This window comes from Kordia sp. SMS9 (assembly GCF_003352465.1).
Classification (GTDB): domain Bacteria; phylum Bacteroidota; class Bacteroidia; order Flavobacteriales; family Flavobacteriaceae; genus Kordia.
Genome location: NZ_CP031153.1, coordinates 3986559 through 4003220 on the forward strand (window position 1 = coordinate 3986559; position 16662 = coordinate 4003220).

Genomic DNA, 16662 nt, shown 5'->3' on the forward strand with positions numbered 1-16662 from the left:
GCCTTCGCAGGAATAAAAAAATATCATTATGAAACGAGTACTATTCATAGATCGTGACGGAACGATCATCAAAGAACCAGCAGACGAACAAATAGATAGTTTTGAAAAACTAGAATTCTATCCGAAAGCCTTGTCAGCACTACGGAAAATTGCCAACGAACTCGATTTTGAATTGGTCATGATTACCAATCAAGATGGTTTGGGTACGGAAGTGTATCCAGAAAACACCTTTTGGCCTGTGCACAATTTTATTTTGGATACGCTAAAAGGAGAAGCTATTGTGTTTGATAATATTGTTATTGACAGAACTTTCGCCAAAGACAACGCACCAACACGAAAGCCAAATACAGGTTTATTGACGGAATATTTTTCAGAAGCGTATGATTTGGCAAATTCGTTTGTCATTGGTGATCGTTTGACAGATATAGAATTGGCAAAAAACTTAGGCGCAAAAGGAATTTACATCAATGATGAAACCTTTTTGGGAACGGACGAAATTACCGTAAAGCGTTCCGAATTAGATGAATACATTGGTTTAGAATCGAATGATTGGGACGAAATTTACGCATACTTAAAAGCCAAAAAACGCAAAGCTTCGTTGACACGAAATACGAACGAAACCAAAATTCAAATTGATTTGAATTTGGATGGAACAGGAAAATCGAACATAGAAACAGGAATTGCCTTTTTCGATCACATGTTGGATCAAATTGCGCGTCACGGACAATTGGATTTGGATATTACCGTAAATGGCGATTTAGAAGTAGACGAACACCATACAATTGAAGACACGGCGATTGCACTAGGCGAAGTATTTGCAGAAGCTTTAGGAAACAAACTTGGCATAGAACGTTATGGTTTTTGTTTGCCAATGGACGATTGTTTAGCACAAGTGGCAATTGACTTTGGCGGAAGAAACTGGCTAGTTTGGGAAGCAGATTTTAAACGTGAAATGATCGGAAAAATGCCAACCGAAATGTTCTATCACTTCTTCAAATCGTTTACAGATGGCGCCAAAGCAAATCTAAACATCAAAGCGGAAGGAACTAACGAACATCACAAAATTGAAGCCATCTTTAAATCCTTTGCCAAAGCCATCAAAGCAGCGGTAAAACGAGATGTTGAAAAAATGATTTTACCATCGACTAAAGGAATGCTCTAAAATAGAAGTGAGATGTTAGTAATGAGAATTGAGTATTATGTGATCTCAATACTAACATCTAAAATCTCAATACTAAACAATGAAAACAATCATCATAAATTACGGCGCAGGAAACATACAAAGTATCAAATTTGCTTTGCAACGATTGGGCGTGGAAGCAATTTTGAGTCATGATGCTTCAGCAATACGAAATGCGGATAAAGTCATATTTCCAGGCGTAGGCGAGGCGAGTAGTGCCATGAAAAAACTTCGTGAAAGCAAACTAGAAACCGTAATTCCGACATTGACACAACCCGTTTTGGGAATTTGTTTAGGAATGCAATTGATGTGTAATGCATCGGAAGAAGGAAATACACAAGGATTGGGAATTTTTGATACGGAAGTTTTTCGTTTTTCTGAGAATGTAAAAGTGCCACAAATCGGTTGGAATACCATTCAAAATTTGAAAAGTCCGCTGTTTGAAGGTGTTCGTGAAAATGAATTTATGTATTTGGTACACAGTTATTATGCGAAAACATCAAGCGATATGATTGCCGAAAGTGAATACGATCTAAAATACGCGTCCGCATTACAAAAAAATAATTTTTTTGGCGTACAATTTCACCCAGAAAAAAGTAGCAAAGCTGGAAGCAAAATATTAGAGAACTTTTTGAAATTATAAATATAAAATGTGTCACATCGAGCGCAGTCGAGATGCTAAATTTTAAATGTAAAATGAGTTCATTTACGATTTATAATAAGAAACACAAAACGTCACTTCGAGTGAAATTCTGGAAGAATTTAGTATCGAGAAGTACTATGAAATTTTAAATATAAAAGTATTTTTAATAAACGAATAAACAACGCTTCGACAAGCTCAGCGTAAAACAAACGAGTAAAAAAGAGCAATCTCAATACTCAATACTAATCTCAAAACTAAAAAAATGAGAATCATACCTGCAATAGACATCATCGACGGAAAATGTGTCCGATTATCAAAAGGTGATTATGACACGAAAAAAATATACAACGAAAGTCCATTGGAAGTCGCAAAAGAGTTTGAAGATGCTGGTATTCAATACTTGCACATGGTGGATTTAGATGGTGCAAAAGCCAAAAACATCGTGAATTATAAAGTATTAGAGCAAGTAGCTTCTAAAACGAATTTAAAAATAGATTTTGGTGGCGGATTGAAATCTGATGAAGATTTACACATCGCTTTTGCAAGTGGTGCCAAACAAATTACGGGCGGAAGTATTGCTGTAAAAGATAGCGAAACATTTACTAAATGGATTCAAAAATACGGAAGCGAACGTATCATTTTAGGCGCTGATGCGAATAATGAAAAAATTGCCATTAGTGGTTGGCAAGAAGAAAGCAATGAAGAATTGATTCCATTCATTCAAAAATACCAGCAAAAAGGCATTGAATATGTAATTTGTACAGACATTGCCAAAGACGGAATGTTAGCAGGTCCATCATTTGATTTGTATGAAAAGATATTAAAAACGTGCAGTGATAGCTTGAAATTAATCGCTTCTGGTGGAATTTCTACGTTTGATGAATTGCCAAAACTAAAAGAATTAGGTTGCGAAGGTGTCATTATCGGGAAAGCAATTTACGAAAACAAAATATCACTCAAACAATTAGAAATATTATTATAACGTTCAAAAACGTCATTGAGAGGAAGCATGACGAAGTACTATCATAGAAATGGATTACTTCATTTTATCTAAAATGACAAAACACAAAAATCATTTAATTTTTTAATCATTAAATTTCATACAATGCTCACAAAAAGAATCATTCCGTGTTTAGATATCAAAAACGGACGTACGGTAAAAGGCGTCAACTTTGTCAATCTTCGTGATGCGGGCGATCCTGTAGAGCTGGCAAAAATTTATGCGGATGAAGGTGCTGACGAATTGGTGTTTTTAGACATTTCTGCAACGGAAGAACGCAGGAAAACATTGCAAAAACTCGTGTTAGATGTTGCTGCACAAGTAGATATTCCATTTACAGTTGGTGGCGGAATTTCCTCTGTGGAAGACGTGGATCGCTTGTTACAAGCAGGTGCAGACAAGGTTTCTATCAATTCGGCAGCAGTAAAACGTCCAGAATTGATCAACGAATTGGCGTCTAAATTCGGAAATCAATGTATTGTGGTTGCCATTGATGCTAAAGAAATTGATGGCGAGTGGATAGTGCATTTGGTTGGTGGAAAAGTTCCAACGGAAATCAAGTTGTTCGATTGGGCAAAAGAAGTCGCACAACGTGGTGCAGGAGAAATTTTATTCACATCCATGAACAATGACGGAACCAAAAACGGATTCGCAAATAAAGCATTGGCAACACTTTCAGAAATCGTCAACATTCCAATTATCGCTTCTGGTGGCGCGGGAAACATGCAACATTTTGAAGATACGTTTGTTCATGGAAAAGCAGATGCAGCCTTAGCCGCAAGTGTATTTCATTTCAAAGAAATTCCAATTCCAACACTCAAAAAACATTTAAAAGCTAATGGAATTAATGTCAGAATTTAGATTAAAAAAACGTCACTTCGAGTGAAATTCTGGAAGAATTTAGTATCGAGAAGTACTTTGAAATACTAAATTTCAATAAAAAAAACGCCCCAAGACCTAAACAAACAAGCGAAGCGTACAGATTGACAAATACACAAATAGCGAAGCTAAACAAACAACAACAAAATGAACATCAATTTCAATAAAAATAACGACGGATTGGTTCCAGTGATCATTCAAGACAACGAGACGAAAAATGTACTCATGTTAGGATTTATGAACGAAGAAGCGTACCAAAAAACAGTAGACTCTCAAAAAGTCACTTTTTACAGTAGAACCAAACAGCGTTTATGGACCAAAGGTGAAGAAAGCGGAAACTTTCTAAATGTAGTCAACATTCAAAATGATTGTGATCAAGATACATTACTCATTAAAGTTAAGCCAGTTGGACCAACGTGTCACAAAGGTTCAGACACGTGTTGGGACGAAGAAAACAACATGACTTTCGGATTTTTAAGTCACTTAGAAGACACGATCCAACATCGTAAAGAAAATAAAAATGATGAAAAAAGTTACGTAGCTTCACTCTTTCGAAAAGGAATGAATAAAATTGCGCAGAAAGTAGGAGAGGAAGCCGTAGAAGTTGTGATAGAAGCCAAAGATGATAATGACGATTTATTTCTCAACGAAAGTGCAGATTTGCTATTTCATTACTTAATTTTACTCCAAGCAAAAGGCTATAAACTCAATGATATTGTGAATGTGCTTAAAGCGCGTGAGAAGTAATATTGGTATTGAGATGTTAGTATTGAGAATTTAGAAGTTTCAGATGTAAATTTGATAATATTTTTAATAACGAATAACGAATAACGAAAGTGAAATGATAAATGTAGAATGCTAATTTTAAATAAAAAAGTAATTTAACAGGCAACCGACAACAGAAGCGTCACAACAAATCTACTTCTCCACAATCTCCACTTCAAACAATTTGTCCCAATATTTTCCGGTTACAAAATACGTGTTCGTTTTTGAGTTATATGCAATCCCATTAAAAACATCAATTTTTGAATGATTGGTTACTTTTTCCTTCAAACCTCTAAAATCAACAATACCTTCCAAAGCGCCGTTTTTTGGGTTGATGATCATTACGCTTGGTTTGGTGTAACTGTTTGCGTAAATCTTTCCATTTACATATTCCAATTCATTCGATTTTACATACGAACGCTTGTTGTCACACACTTGAATTGCATATTGTTCCGTTAAAGTTTTCGGATCTAAAATCCAGATTTTCTCCGTGCCGTCACTTTTATACAATTTTTCGCCATCTGTGCACAATCCCCATCCTTGTTTACTTTTTTTGTATGAAAACGATCTGATTTTTTCTAAATTATCAGGATTAAACACAAATCCTGTATTTGATCGCCAAGTGAGCATATACAAAGTATCATGCAATACTGTAATACCTTCACCAAAATACTTCGCTTCCAAATCAATTTTTTGATAAATCTTCCCAGTTTTATAATCTACTTTACGCAGTGAAGACTCTCTATATTGTCCTGTACTTTCAAAAAGGGTATCTCTAAAAAACTCCAAACCTTGTGTGTAGGCTTTGATATCGTGCGGATACGTCTGTACAATTTTGTACGTATAAATCTTAGGTTTGCTATTTGATAACACGGTAATATTTTTAACCACAGGCACCGTTTTTCCTTCTCCATACGTAACAGAAGCTTTCAACAATTGTTTTCCCAAAAGCATATTCTCAGGAATCGTTGTTTCTAATATTGCAGGATTTGTACTCGAATTTTCTAACTTCTGATCGTTCAACGAGTATTCAACAGCCGTAATAGGACCATTATTCGTGTTGATTATGTTTGCTTTTAAAGGCGCATTTAGCTGAAATTTCTGTGTTTTTCCATCAACTTGTAGTGTAAACTTAGCCGGAGTTGGTTTTTTTTCGCTTCCGCAAGAAAAAATAGCAAAACTTAAAAATGTGATTATGAATACCTTATAAAACTTCATTGGATTTCTTAATTTTTGGCAAGGTAATTCATAAAAATCAGTTTAAAAAATCATTGCTTAAATGTAAAAACATATTATCTTTGCATCGGCAAGTCCTACACAACCAGCTCCTGTTGAATCCTCCAGGGCGGGAACGCAGCAAAGGTAAATGGTCGTAGCGGTGTGATGTAGGTAGCTTGCCATTTTTTTATTCCCTAAAGTCAAGCATTACGTTCTCCTTTTTTTTAAGCATATTTGTAAAAATTAACCAAAACTTAAACGAATGTCAAAAGTTGTATTGATTACTGGTGGCTCATCAGGAATTGGAAAATCTATTGGAATTTTACTCGCAGAAAAAGGATATACCGTGTACGGAACCAGTAGAAACCCTAATAAATTCAAAGACTTCACAGCTTTTAAATTGATTGCCTTGGATGTACGTGATACAGAAACCATTCAAAAAGCAGTCAATACGATTATTGATGCAGAAGGACGTTTGGATGTGTTGATCAACAATGCAGGTGTTGGAATTACAGGTCCGATCGAAGAAACACCCGATGATGAAATCCACAAAGCATTTCAAACCAACTTATACGGTCCAATTTCAGTAATGAAAGCCGTGTTACCACAAATGCGCAAACAACAAAGCGGACATATTATAAATGTGACTTCCATTGCAGGGTATATGGGATTGCCGTACCGCGGAATTTACTCTGCTACCAAAGGTGCGTTAGAATTGATAACAGAAGCCATGCGCATGGAAACCAAAATGTTTGGTGTGGAAATAGCGAATGTAGCTCCTGGCGATTTTGCTACGAATATTGCCGCAGGACGCTATCATACGCCTGTTTTTGACAATTCTCCATACAAAGAAGTCTACGGCAATATGCTCACAGAAATGGACGCGCATGTGGATGGCGGATCAGATCCGAAAATTATGGCAGAATCCGTTTTAAAAATCATCGAAACCAACAAACCTAAAATTCATTACAAAGTAGGTGCATTTATGCAGAAATTTTCAATTGTGTTGAAACGTGTGTTGCCTGATAAAGTATATGAGAAAATGTTGATGAATCATTATAAACTGTAAACCCATAAAATCATGAAAAAACGATCATATAACATAATACTTGCTTTGTTTTTGATACTGAGCGTAAACTGTTCTGTAAACGCACAAAGCACTATAGAAGTTCCAAAAGGATATACTACACAAATTGGAAATATGGTAAGCATGCTTGAAGATTTAAAAACTAGAGTTACTAGTAGTGTCAAAAATCTTTCGCAGGAAGAAACCGACTTTTTATTAGACAAAGATGCCAATCGTGTAGGAGCGATGATTTTACATTTAGCGGCTACAGAAAAATACTATCAGGTATATACTTTTGAAGGTCGTGCATTTAATAAAGAAGAAGAGGAAGCATGGATGACAGCGTTGGGATTAGGAGAAAAGGCAAGAGAAAAATACGTTGGCAAACCGATTGATTATTATTTAAAAATTTGGGATGAAGTCCGAAAAGAAACTTTGACTAAGCTAAAAGAGAAAGACGATACTTGGTTCAAATCTTTAGGCGCTGAAGATGTTATGAGTAATCAATATGCTTGGTATCATGTTATGGAGCATCAAGCGAATCACATGGGGCAAATTAGACTTGTTATTAAAAGAATTCCTAAGAAATAATAAGTAGTTCTTAAGCTTTTGATTATAAAAAAAGCTGCAATACCAAAATTTAATTCATGCAAAGTTCAGATACTTTTTTACTAGAATCTAAACTGAAACGTTTAAAAATTTCGTTTTCCAAGGAAAACGGAAAGATTATGATTTCTCAAGCCAAAAGAGATTATGTTATTCTAATAGGATTGGTCTTTTTTCCATTACTTTTTGGAATATGTGCAACGGTATTTTTAATTGTGGGAGATGGAGAAATCTACCTGCAACACTTCAAAAAAATCATCTTTTTCATTGTATTTTTTTACACATTGGGAATTGGAAGTCTTTTTAGAATATTGATCAAACACAAAGAAAATAAAGACATTAAAATTTTAGGCTACAAGGAAATTATTCTTAAAACCAAGGAGACTTCTACACGTTTTGATGCACATACGATTGATTTTTTTGATTATACCGTTGAAAAGATGGAAGAGGAAGTGTATCATGGAACATTATATTTAATAGACACCAATCAAAATGAACACCTTTTGATGGGTTTTGATGCAGAAACAGAGCAATATGTTACGGACGATTTGCAATGGTTTGTCAACTATTTTGAACAGCATGTTCAGTTAAATTCATAAATTGCAATATGCGTACCAAAGGAACATTTTTCGAATTTCAACTATGGATGGTTTGTCTTGTTGTGCTCCATTTTTCCTGTACGCGTGACATAAATTCCATTCCTTCGCAGCATATTGAAAAAGGATTGCAAACATCTGAAGCCCCATTTTCTATGGGACTTGATGCTGCAAGTTTTCATCCAAATATTGTGTATGGTGATTCCGCACGAAATAAGTATGATTTTTTCAAACCAAATTTTGCAGCACCTTCTTCGTTGTTAATTTTAATTCACGGTGGCGGATTTGTTTCGGGCGATAAGTCTACCTACTACGATTCGTATCGCTATCGCGGATTGGTCAATCGGATGTTGGACAAAAATATTGCGGTTGCTACCATCAATTATCGTTTTGTAGATCCTTTTGATAAACAAGGAATTCTCAACAGTTTGACAGATGTAAAATTGGCGTTGCAACACATGCGTTACTTCTCAGATAGTTTACATTTTAATTCGGAGAAAGTCATGTTGCAAGGAAGTTCGGCTGGTGGCGCGGCAGCAATGTGGATTGGGTTTCAAGATGATATGGCAATCAAACATGACAAAAATCCAATATTGAGTGAAACTACACGTGTGCAAGGAATCGTTGGCGTTTCAACACAAGCTAATTATGACATTGCCAATTGGCATGAAACTGTATTTTCATCGTTCAAAAAAGATGGATTTACCGCAGCATCTTTGGAAGCATTGATAAAAGAGTATCGAATTTTACTGTATTACGGCGTTAACAATCGGGAAGATTTGTCTTCTGAAGAAATGCAAAATTACCTAAAAATGACCAACATGTTGAAAATGTTATCTGCGGATGATCCGCCATTTTATATTATGAATACAAAGTTTTCAGGAGACATTCCCACAAACATGAGTGAAGTTTTTCATCATCCATTACATGTGAAAACCATTCAGCAACAAGCGGAAAAAGTAGGCGCAAAAGGTAGCTATCATTGTCCACAAATAAATTTAGATACGACAAAAGGAGAAACTCCAGAAGCATTTATTGTGCGTATTATTGGGAATTAAATTTATACAATAACAATATGCGAATTTTAATTACATTCCTTTTATGCTTTGCGATGTATTCCGTAAATGCACAAACTGATTTACAACAAGATATTTTAGGGAAGTGGAAATTTGTAAAAGCCACTACAGATGCTGAAAAAAATACTTCAAAGCAAACTGAAACTCATCTCAGTAAAGAGCAAAAAGATCCTTTGATGCAGAAAGATGTTTTGCTTAGATTTGAAAGCACTAAGGATATTGCTTTTGAAGTTGAAAATATTTTATTGCATGCTGAGTACGGAATAAAAGACTCCATACTTACTATTGGAAGACACAAGTATGCGGTTTTAAAAATAACAAAGGAAGCTTTGCACTTAAAATCACTGAACGATTCTATACCCGTAAATTATGAACTCCAACGCATAGTGGCACCGAAAAAAGATAAAAAGTAAATCATAGTATGCTATTTAATAATTTCTCTTTTCTAATTCAAATGAAAATTAAACAATGAGTAATGAACAACCAAACAATCCGCTACACGGAATAAAACTTGCCACTATTGTAGAAACTTTAGTGGACTATTACGGTTTTGAAGAATTGAGCAAACGCATCAATATCAATTGTTTTAAAAGCAACCCTTCTGTAAAATCGAGTTTAAAATTTTTACGCAGAACGCCTTGGGCAAGAGAAAAAGTAGAAAAGTTGTATTTGCGAGTAATTCAAGAAAGTACATAGCAATCACTTATTGTAAATTACGATCTGTAACATTCTTGTGTCCCTAAACACTGATACTTTATAAACTTTTTACGAATGAAATATTATGTAACCATTTTATGTATAACTAGTGTCTTTTTTTTAGGCCTGTTTTTAGATTTTCCTCTTTGGCTTCTCATCACACTCAACATGCTCATCTTTGCCACATTATTATTTTGGGAACTTTCGGTGTTTACAAACAAATTTAAAGGCGATTTTGCCTTGAAAAGTTATAAGAAATCCTTGGATTTATTAAAATATCTAGGATTGTTTATGTTTGTTTTTTTAGTATTTGAAAAAAGTAGTTGGAACGATCTAAGTACTTTTGAGATGAGTATACTGTTTTTTGCCGTTGCCATTGTAAGTGCTGATATTATTGTCTATAGTTTGTACAAACTGAAGCATCCCGCAACAATTTTTATTCATAACGACGAGTTCATATTTAACAATTGTTGGCTTAAAAAAAGAAATTTAAAAAACTTGAATTATATCGGCATTTCTCCTTTAGCAGGAGAATTGGTATTAGGATTCATTAAAAAACGCGATGTGCTTTTGCCGTTTCGAGAGTATGACAAAAAAGAATTTAGAGCATTTTTAGAAATCCTTGTTGAAAAATCGGAACACAATGTATATCTCACGGAAAAAGTGCAAAATAAGTTTCCCGCAACTTCACTTGAACGAACAGTATAGTTTACCAACATTACACACAAAGGTGACATTCACACATCTTCGGGTACAATTTTTACAAGTTTTATGTACTTTAACATTATAATTAATCATTGCATTTCACATAATTACATCATACTACTGTATTTAGACCAACTAAACGGTAGCATACTTTGAAATTTGTATTGGAAAGCCTGTGTAATGCAGGCTTTTTTTAGTGAAACTCACTATTGAAAAGCCAAAAGGCGCATTCAATAGTGTAAGTTGAACTAATCCTGCTGAAAAGCTGGATCTTTTACTTCGAACTTCAACGATTTTTAAGTTTTCTATTTTTCTTTGATATGATGACTTTGAAAAGCCAAAAGGCGCATTCAATAGTGTAAGTTGAACTAATCCTGCTGAAATGAATCGCGCCAAAAATCATAGAAGTTCCTGTAAAACACGACCGTTTTAGCTTTTAGGTTTGATTTAAAAAATGTTAATAACTCACGGACTATTCTACAATACAAGTTGATTATTACATACGATAATATTGTAATTTTACGCCAAATTGCGTTAGGGATAGCAGCGGCATCCTTTTTTTAATTTTGATACGTTAGTACGAGGAGGAACGACGAAGTAATCTGTTTTTTGACTACACAGATTGTCATACATTTTCTAAAAATCCTTTGAAAGACGTTTTGTTTAAAAAAGATATAGCGAATAGCCTGTTAAAACGCCCAAAAAAGTAAACACAACTTTCATATATTAAAATAACTAACAGATGAAATTTTTTATTGATACGGCTAATTTAGATCAAATTCGTGAAGCGCAAGCCTTGGGAATTTTAGATGGTGTAACGACGAATCCTTCGTTGATGGCAAAAGAAGGAATTACGGGTGCAGAAAACATCTTGAATCACTACAAAGCCATTTGCGAGATTGTTGATGGACATGTGTCTGCGGAAGTCATTGCTACCGATTTTGACGGAATGGTCAAAGAAGGAGAAGCATTGGCTGCGTTGAATCCGCAAATTGTGGTAAAGTTGCCAATGATAGCTGATGGCATCAAAGCGTGTAAATATTTTTCAGATAAAGGCATTAAAACAAATGTAACGTTGGTATTTTCTGCGGGACAAGCCTTGTTAGCAGCCAAAGCAGGAGCCACGTATGTATCGCCGTTTATTGGTCGTTTGGATGATATTTCTACAGACGGATTGAACTTGATTGCAGAAATCAGAATGATTTATGACAACTACGGATTTGAAACGGAAATTTTAGCGGCTTCTGTACGTCACACCATGCACGTCATTGATTGTGCAAAAATTGGTGCCGACGTGATGACAGGACCATTATCATCTATTGTAGGACTGTTGAAGCATCCACTAACCGACATCGGATTGGAAAAATTCTTAGCAGATTACAAGAAAGGAAATTAAAGTTCAACGTCATTTCGATTGGTTTTTCGTAATGAAATGAAGAAAAATTGTATCGAGAAATTCTTTGAAATTATACACAAAAAAGCGTTTTAGGAATTTCCTAAGACGCTTTTTTTATACTAAATTCATACAATGGCAATTTGGCAATATAAATTACATATCATTCCAAAAAAAGCAGTTCTAGAGCAGTACGGCAAAATACCGAGTGTTATTTTTGTAGATCACCAAAGTTGGGAAGCATATTGGAAAAATGTACAGTATGATGGAAATAGATTTCCAAATCCTGATTTTGAAGATGCACATACTAAAAATTGGTGGTCAAACACAAAAGTTGTTGTGGATGAGCTGGTAAAAAAAGTAGATATGTGCGTGCAACGTGCCCATTGGGATAAAGGAGGTGAATTTGGTTCTTATTATTGGAAAGGAACTACTAATTTGTTAGAAGATCACGATGCTTTCATTTCGTACGACAAGGAAACAAATAGTATTTCAGAATTTCAATTTAGAGCAGACTTACGAAATGAAGAAAAAGCACTCCGATTTTTAAATGCGATGTTGCAACTTTGTCAAGAATTAGAATGTTTAGTTTTTAATGTTGACGGAGATCTTTTTGAACCAGATATAGCATTTATTCTGAAAGATATAAAAAAATCTAGAGCAGTACACTTTTTAAAGGATCCGGAAGATTTTTTCGATACTTTAGAAGCAACTAAAAATAATGAAGCGAGTTTCTGGAATAAAATCCAAGCACTTTTTAAATAACAGCCAAGGTACTTTTACTTTAACGCTTTCTTAAAATCAGTATTGTAAATACTAGCAAAGGCATTGACAATATCACCTTTCCAATCAGTAATGATCAATTTATTAATGCTAATCAAAGCGAAGTCGCGCAACACATGATCACGCTTTCCAATGCGGTATTGTTGGCTTCTTGGAAAATTGAAATCATTCACTTCTTTTTTCCAACGTTTATGATCTTCATCCAAGCTGATTCCCACAATATTTAAGTTTGGAAATTCTTTAGCCAAACTTTTTATTTTTCCTGTAATCAATCGTTTGTGGCGTTTTTGAGAGGATGTCCAAAAGTAAAAAATAGTTTTCTTTCCACGTTTGGCACTTAACTTATTCACAGGAACACGCATGTGTTTCTCATCATACACATAAATTTGTTTTGAAAAATTATTGCCAGGCTGTAAACTCTTAATTCCGTTGTGGAGATTTGTGATTTCTTCTTTCGATTTGGTGTCGGTAGCTACTTTTTGATACAGCTTGAAAAATTCATTATTTTGAATAATATCTGTGGTATTGTTTCTAAAATACGAATATGCAGTGTAGCGAAGCATTTCGTTTCTCAAATACGGATACGTCACTAAACTGTCAATATATTTCAATTTATTTTTATTGTATGTCAAAGAAGTATTTAGCGGTTTGTCACCTTTCCAAGAGCGTTGCAAACATTCACTATACGACGAATTGTTGATATATTGCATAATATACCTTGCATACGGACGGTAATAACTCATCGTAGAATCGTTCATATCTACTTTTGACTTGTACTTGTAAAAAGAATCTACAATTGTTAAGGTAGAATCTTTCTTTCTACGCTTAAAAAACATATTCTGATACGTTTCGCGATATCTAAAATTTCTATATTGAATAGCTTTGTCTGTAAATTTCTTAAATGCGTCCGAAACATTCGGATTCTCCTTTAAAAATTTTTGCTGTTTTGCCAATTTTATATCCTGTAGCGAATCAATTTTGTTAAGAAAATCTTCACTATTCAACTTTGTAAACTGATATACAGGTCGCTCATGACTCGCATTTAGCAGAAACAATTCGATATAAAAGTTGTTTTTTTCGGCACCTTTTCCCGTAAAAAATAGCGATTCGTCAAACTTATAGGTATTCAAACGAAGCAACAAGCTATCGCCTTTTTCTAAATAAATATATTGGTATTCAGGGTAATGATAAAACTTATACAAACCATCTTTGTGGTTTTTCAGTTTTCCCATAAATCTGTTCTTATCGTCTAGTTTTAAAGAGTCTACGAATTCTCCCTTATGATACAAAACTACATAATCGTTCCCTGGATTGATAATTTCTCCACCAAAATACACCACATCTTCTGCAGTTTCTTTCTTAGAATCATTACAACCGAAACAGATAAATAAGAGCAATAATGGGGTAAAATATTTCATAGTGATCTAGTGGTCTCTTTGAGATTTTAACAAAACTAACCATCACAAATACAATAGGGTGTTAACGCGTTGTTAAAAATAGTCGTTAAAACGTTAAGACACATCTACGTAAAATTCGTCTTAAAACTTAGTAATATTCAATGTAATTCTTACTTTTGCGCCATATAAAAAAGTTTAAAAAAAGAAAAAAATGTTATCTGTATCTAATTTATCCGTACAATTTGGAAAACGTGTTTTATTTGATGAAGTAAATACCACGTTCACCACTGGGAATTGCTATGGTGTTATCGGAGCGAATGGCGCTGGTAAATCCACTTTTTTAAAGATCTTATCAGGAAAGATGGATCCGACTTCAGGACACGTACATTTAGAACCTGGCAAACGTATGTCTGTGTTGGAGCAAGATCACTTTGCCTATGACGATTTGCCCGTGCTAGAAACTGTAATCATGGGAAACAAGCCTTTGTACGCTATTAAAAAAGAAATGGATGAGATTTATGCTAAAGTAGATTTCTCTGATAAAGATGGTGATCGCGTAGGAGAGTTGCAAGTGGAATTTGAAGAAATGAACGGTTGGAATGCAGACTCAGATGCCGCAGCATTGTTGTCAAATTTAGGAATTTCAGAAGCCAATCACTATTCTACCATGAATGAGTTGGATGGAAAACAAAAAGTACGTGTGTTATTGGCACAAGCACTTTTTGGAAATCCAGATGTGTTGATTATGGATGAGCCTACAAACGACTTGGATTTTGAAACCATCGCTTGGTTAGAAAATTTCCTAGCAAATTATGATAACTGTGTCATTGTAGTTTCACACGACAGACACTTCTTAGATGCAGTTTGTACGCACATTTCAGATATTGATTTTGCCAAAATAAACCACTACAGTGGAAACTATACATTTTGGTATGAAAGCAGCCAATTAGCGGCAAGACAACGCGCACAACAAAACAAAAAGGCAGAAGAAAAAGCGAAAGAATTGCAAGAATTCATCATGCGATTCAGTGCCAACGTAGCAAAATCGAAACAAGCAACCTCGCGTAAAAAGATGTTGGAGCGTTTAAAAATAGAAGACATTAAACCTTCAAGTCGTCGTTATCCTGCGATTATCTTTGAAAGAGATCGCGAAGCTGGAGATCAAATCTTACATGTAGAAGGGTTAAAAGCTAGTGCAGATGGCGAAATATTATTTCAAAATGTAGATATCAACTTGGCAAAAGGCGATAAAGTAGCTGTAATTTCCAAAAACTCACGTGCTACTTCCGCTTTTTACGAAATTATCAATGGTAAAAAGAACGCTGATGCGGGAGCGTACAAATGGGGAGTTACCACTTCACAATCGTATTTGCCAGTAGACAACTCTGAATACTTTGACAACGATTTAACATTGGTTGATTGGTTACGTCAATGGGCAACCACAGAAGAAGAAAGAGAAGAAGTATACGTTCGTGGATTCTTAGGGAAAATGATTTTCAGTGGGGAAGAAGCCTTAAAAACGGCAAGAGTCCTTTCTGGAGGCGAAAAAGTGCGTTGTATGTTATCGCGCATGATGATGACTAGAGCCAATGTATTAATGATAGATGAGCCTACAAATCACTTAGATTTGGAAAGCATCACAGCGTTCAACAACTCGCTCAAAAACTTCAAAGGAACAGTTTTACTAACGACGCACGATCATGAGTTTGCACAAACGGTTGCCAACCGAATCATTGAATTAACGCCAACAGGAGTTATTAACAGATACTTGACATTTGATGATTACATGAACGACAAAAAAATAAAAGAACAACGCGAAAAAATGTATGCGATAGAAGCATAATTTTATTCAACAAATATAAATAGTCCTTTGAAAATAAACTTCAAAGGACTTTTTTAGTGTCTTTTCCTGATCTTACAAACAAATACAATCACTAGCTAAATCTTGTGTATAACCGGTACATAGCTCCGTTTCTGGTGGACAACTTTCACAAGTACAATCTAGCGAACAATATGCAGTACATAAATTAGAAGTTCTTACTGTTACGTGGCTGTCGCTGCTTCCTCCTGATAGTCCATGTGAAGTTCAATTAGATACTGTTTTCTTTGTAAGACTAATGATTTTAATTCTTTCTTTTTCATAATTAAGCAATTTTTATTAATAATTACTTTAAAAGTCAAGAATTAGAATGTGTATTTGAGTTAAGAATCTTATAAAATAAATATGTAAAATCTTAAAAATAGTAATGTTTTTGAAGATATGGAAATGAACTTACGGCAATCTGCAAATACCACTGTAGCATTTATACGGATACTCACAAGGCTTTTCATCTGTACAAAAACGCGGAAGACCACCAACAATATTTCGTTGTCCATTTTTATTAATAAAACTAAATCCGTCGAGATTTGAAATTTTATCTAACATAACTTATTTTTTTTCATGAGAAATTAAAAGTACAAAAAAATTATGTAATCAAAAGTGTTATTTTTCTGTATTTTTTGATAGACATTGTGCTTTACACTTGCTATCGCTTTTTGACTTGATTCAACTTCTTATTCCATGTAGCTTTCATAAACTCCTTGGAAAGATAGGAAGACGTTTCAAAAAAAAAAGCTTGCCCGAGTTTAAACTCATGCTGTATAAAATTTTCTTAATATC

The 16662-nt window shown here is 34.6% G+C and carries 18 protein-coding genes and 1 other RNA gene; 16 read left to right on the forward strand and 3 right to left on the reverse strand.

The features are described 5' to 3' along the window. Positions 1-28: 28 nt before the first annotated feature. From hisB to hisIE, 5 genes are all read left to right on the forward strand, one after another. Positions 29-1162, forward strand: coding sequence for a bifunctional histidinol-phosphatase/imidazoleglycerol-phosphate dehydratase HisB (hisB, locus tag KORDIASMS9_RS16920; protein ID WP_162820013.1), 1134 nt, complete (start codon positions 29-31; stop codon positions 1160-1162). Between the two features lie 79 nt (positions 1163-1241). Continuing rightward, on the forward strand, positions 1242-1823 hold the full coding sequence (hisH, locus tag KORDIASMS9_RS16925; protein WP_114903972.1) for an imidazole glycerol phosphate synthase subunit HisH: 582 nt from the start codon (positions 1242-1244) through the stop codon (positions 1821-1823). Between the two features lie 262 nt (positions 1824-2085). Further along, complete coding sequence (gene hisA / locus KORDIASMS9_RS16930) at positions 2086-2805, forward strand: 1-(5-phosphoribosyl)-5-[(5-phosphoribosylamino)methylideneamino]imidazole-4-carboxamide isomerase (protein ID WP_114903973.1); 720 nt, start codon at positions 2086-2088, stop codon at positions 2803-2805. Between the two features lie 123 nt (positions 2806-2928). Further along, entirely contained in the window at positions 2929-3684 is a 756-nt protein-coding gene (gene hisF / locus KORDIASMS9_RS16935; RefSeq protein ID WP_114903974.1) for an imidazole glycerol phosphate synthase subunit HisF, read from the forward strand. A 165-nt stretch (positions 3685-3849) separates the two neighbouring features. Continuing rightward, positions 3850-4449, forward strand: coding sequence for a bifunctional phosphoribosyl-AMP cyclohydrolase/phosphoribosyl-ATP diphosphatase HisIE (gene hisIE, locus KORDIASMS9_RS16940; RefSeq protein WP_114903975.1), 600 nt, complete (start codon positions 3850-3852; stop codon positions 4447-4449). A gap of 171 nt (positions 4450-4620) precedes the next feature. On the opposite strand, the gene KORDIASMS9_RS16945 is transcribed toward hisIE, so the two are convergent. Then, a complete protein-coding gene (locus KORDIASMS9_RS16945; RefSeq protein WP_114903976.1) occupies positions 4621-5685 on the reverse strand; it encodes a glutaminyl-peptide cyclotransferase in 1065 nt (354 codons plus the stop codon). 86 nt (positions 5686-5771) lie between these two features. On the opposite strand from KORDIASMS9_RS16945, the gene ffs reads away from it, so the two are divergent. From ffs to KORDIASMS9_RS17000, 10 genes are all read left to right on the forward strand, one after another. Further along, positions 5772-5870: signal recognition particle sRNA small type (gene ffs / locus KORDIASMS9_RS16950), an RNA gene on the forward strand. Positions 5871-5947: 77 nt separating this feature from the next. After that, complete coding sequence (locus tag KORDIASMS9_RS16955) at positions 5948-6754, forward strand: SDR family oxidoreductase (protein ID WP_114903977.1); 807 nt, start codon at positions 5948-5950, stop codon at positions 6752-6754. A 12-nt stretch (positions 6755-6766) separates the two neighbouring features. Next, the gene (locus KORDIASMS9_RS16960; protein ID WP_114903978.1) at positions 6767-7342 is read left to right on the forward strand and encodes a DinB family protein; all 576 of its coding nucleotides are present in this window, start codon (positions 6767-6769) and stop codon (positions 7340-7342) included. A 56-nt stretch (positions 7343-7398) separates the two neighbouring features. Further along, positions 7399-7956: a hypothetical protein gene (locus KORDIASMS9_RS16965; RefSeq protein WP_114903979.1), complete on the forward strand. Its 558-nt coding sequence runs from the start codon at positions 7399-7401 to the stop codon at positions 7954-7956. 8 nt (positions 7957-7964) lie between these two features. Further along, entirely contained in the window at positions 7965-9011 is a 1047-nt protein-coding gene (locus tag KORDIASMS9_RS16970; RefSeq protein ID WP_114903980.1) for an alpha/beta hydrolase, read from the forward strand. A gap of 53 nt (positions 9012-9064) precedes the next feature. Then, positions 9065-9442, forward strand: a complete 378-nt coding sequence (locus KORDIASMS9_RS16975) for a hypothetical protein (protein WP_114903981.1) — start codon at positions 9065-9067, stop codon at positions 9440-9442. A 55-nt stretch (positions 9443-9497) separates the two neighbouring features. Next, entirely contained in the window at positions 9498-9725 is a 228-nt protein-coding gene (locus KORDIASMS9_RS16980) for a VF530 family DNA-binding protein (RefSeq protein WP_114903982.1), read from the forward strand. A 75-nt stretch (positions 9726-9800) separates the two neighbouring features. Further along, on the forward strand, positions 9801-10433 hold the full coding sequence (locus KORDIASMS9_RS16985) for a hypothetical protein (protein ID WP_162820014.1): 633 nt from the start codon (positions 9801-9803) through the stop codon (positions 10431-10433). Between the two features lie 739 nt (positions 10434-11172). Beyond that, positions 11173-11826 carry a fructose-6-phosphate aldolase gene (fsa, locus tag KORDIASMS9_RS16995; protein WP_114903985.1) on the forward strand — a complete coding sequence of 218 codons (654 nt, stop codon included), beginning with the start codon at positions 11173-11175 and terminating at the stop codon, positions 11824-11826. Positions 11827-11958: 132 nt separating this feature from the next. Further along, the gene (locus tag KORDIASMS9_RS17000; protein WP_114903986.1) at positions 11959-12588 is read left to right on the forward strand and encodes a hypothetical protein; all 630 of its coding nucleotides are present in this window, start codon (positions 11959-11961) and stop codon (positions 12586-12588) included. 14 nt (positions 12589-12602) lie between these two features. Here KORDIASMS9_RS17000 and KORDIASMS9_RS17005 read toward each other — a convergent pair whose 3' ends face one another. After that, positions 12603-14024 carry a thioredoxin-like domain-containing protein gene (locus tag KORDIASMS9_RS17005; protein WP_114903987.1) on the reverse strand — a complete coding sequence of 474 codons (1422 nt, stop codon included), beginning with the start codon at positions 14022-14024 and terminating at the stop codon, positions 12603-12605. A 190-nt stretch (positions 14025-14214) separates the two neighbouring features. Here KORDIASMS9_RS17005 and KORDIASMS9_RS17010 point away from each other — a divergent pair, with 190 nt between their 5' ends. Further along, positions 14215-15846: an ABC-F family ATP-binding cassette domain-containing protein gene (locus KORDIASMS9_RS17010; protein ID WP_114903988.1), complete on the forward strand. Its 1632-nt coding sequence runs from the start codon at positions 14215-14217 to the stop codon at positions 15844-15846. Positions 15847-16275: 429 nt separating this feature from the next. Here KORDIASMS9_RS17010 and KORDIASMS9_RS23405 read toward each other — a convergent pair whose 3' ends face one another. Then, positions 16276-16428: a hypothetical protein gene (locus KORDIASMS9_RS23405; RefSeq protein ID WP_162820015.1), complete on the reverse strand. Its 153-nt coding sequence runs from the start codon at positions 16426-16428 to the stop codon at positions 16276-16278. Positions 16429-16662: the final 234 nt, after the last annotated feature.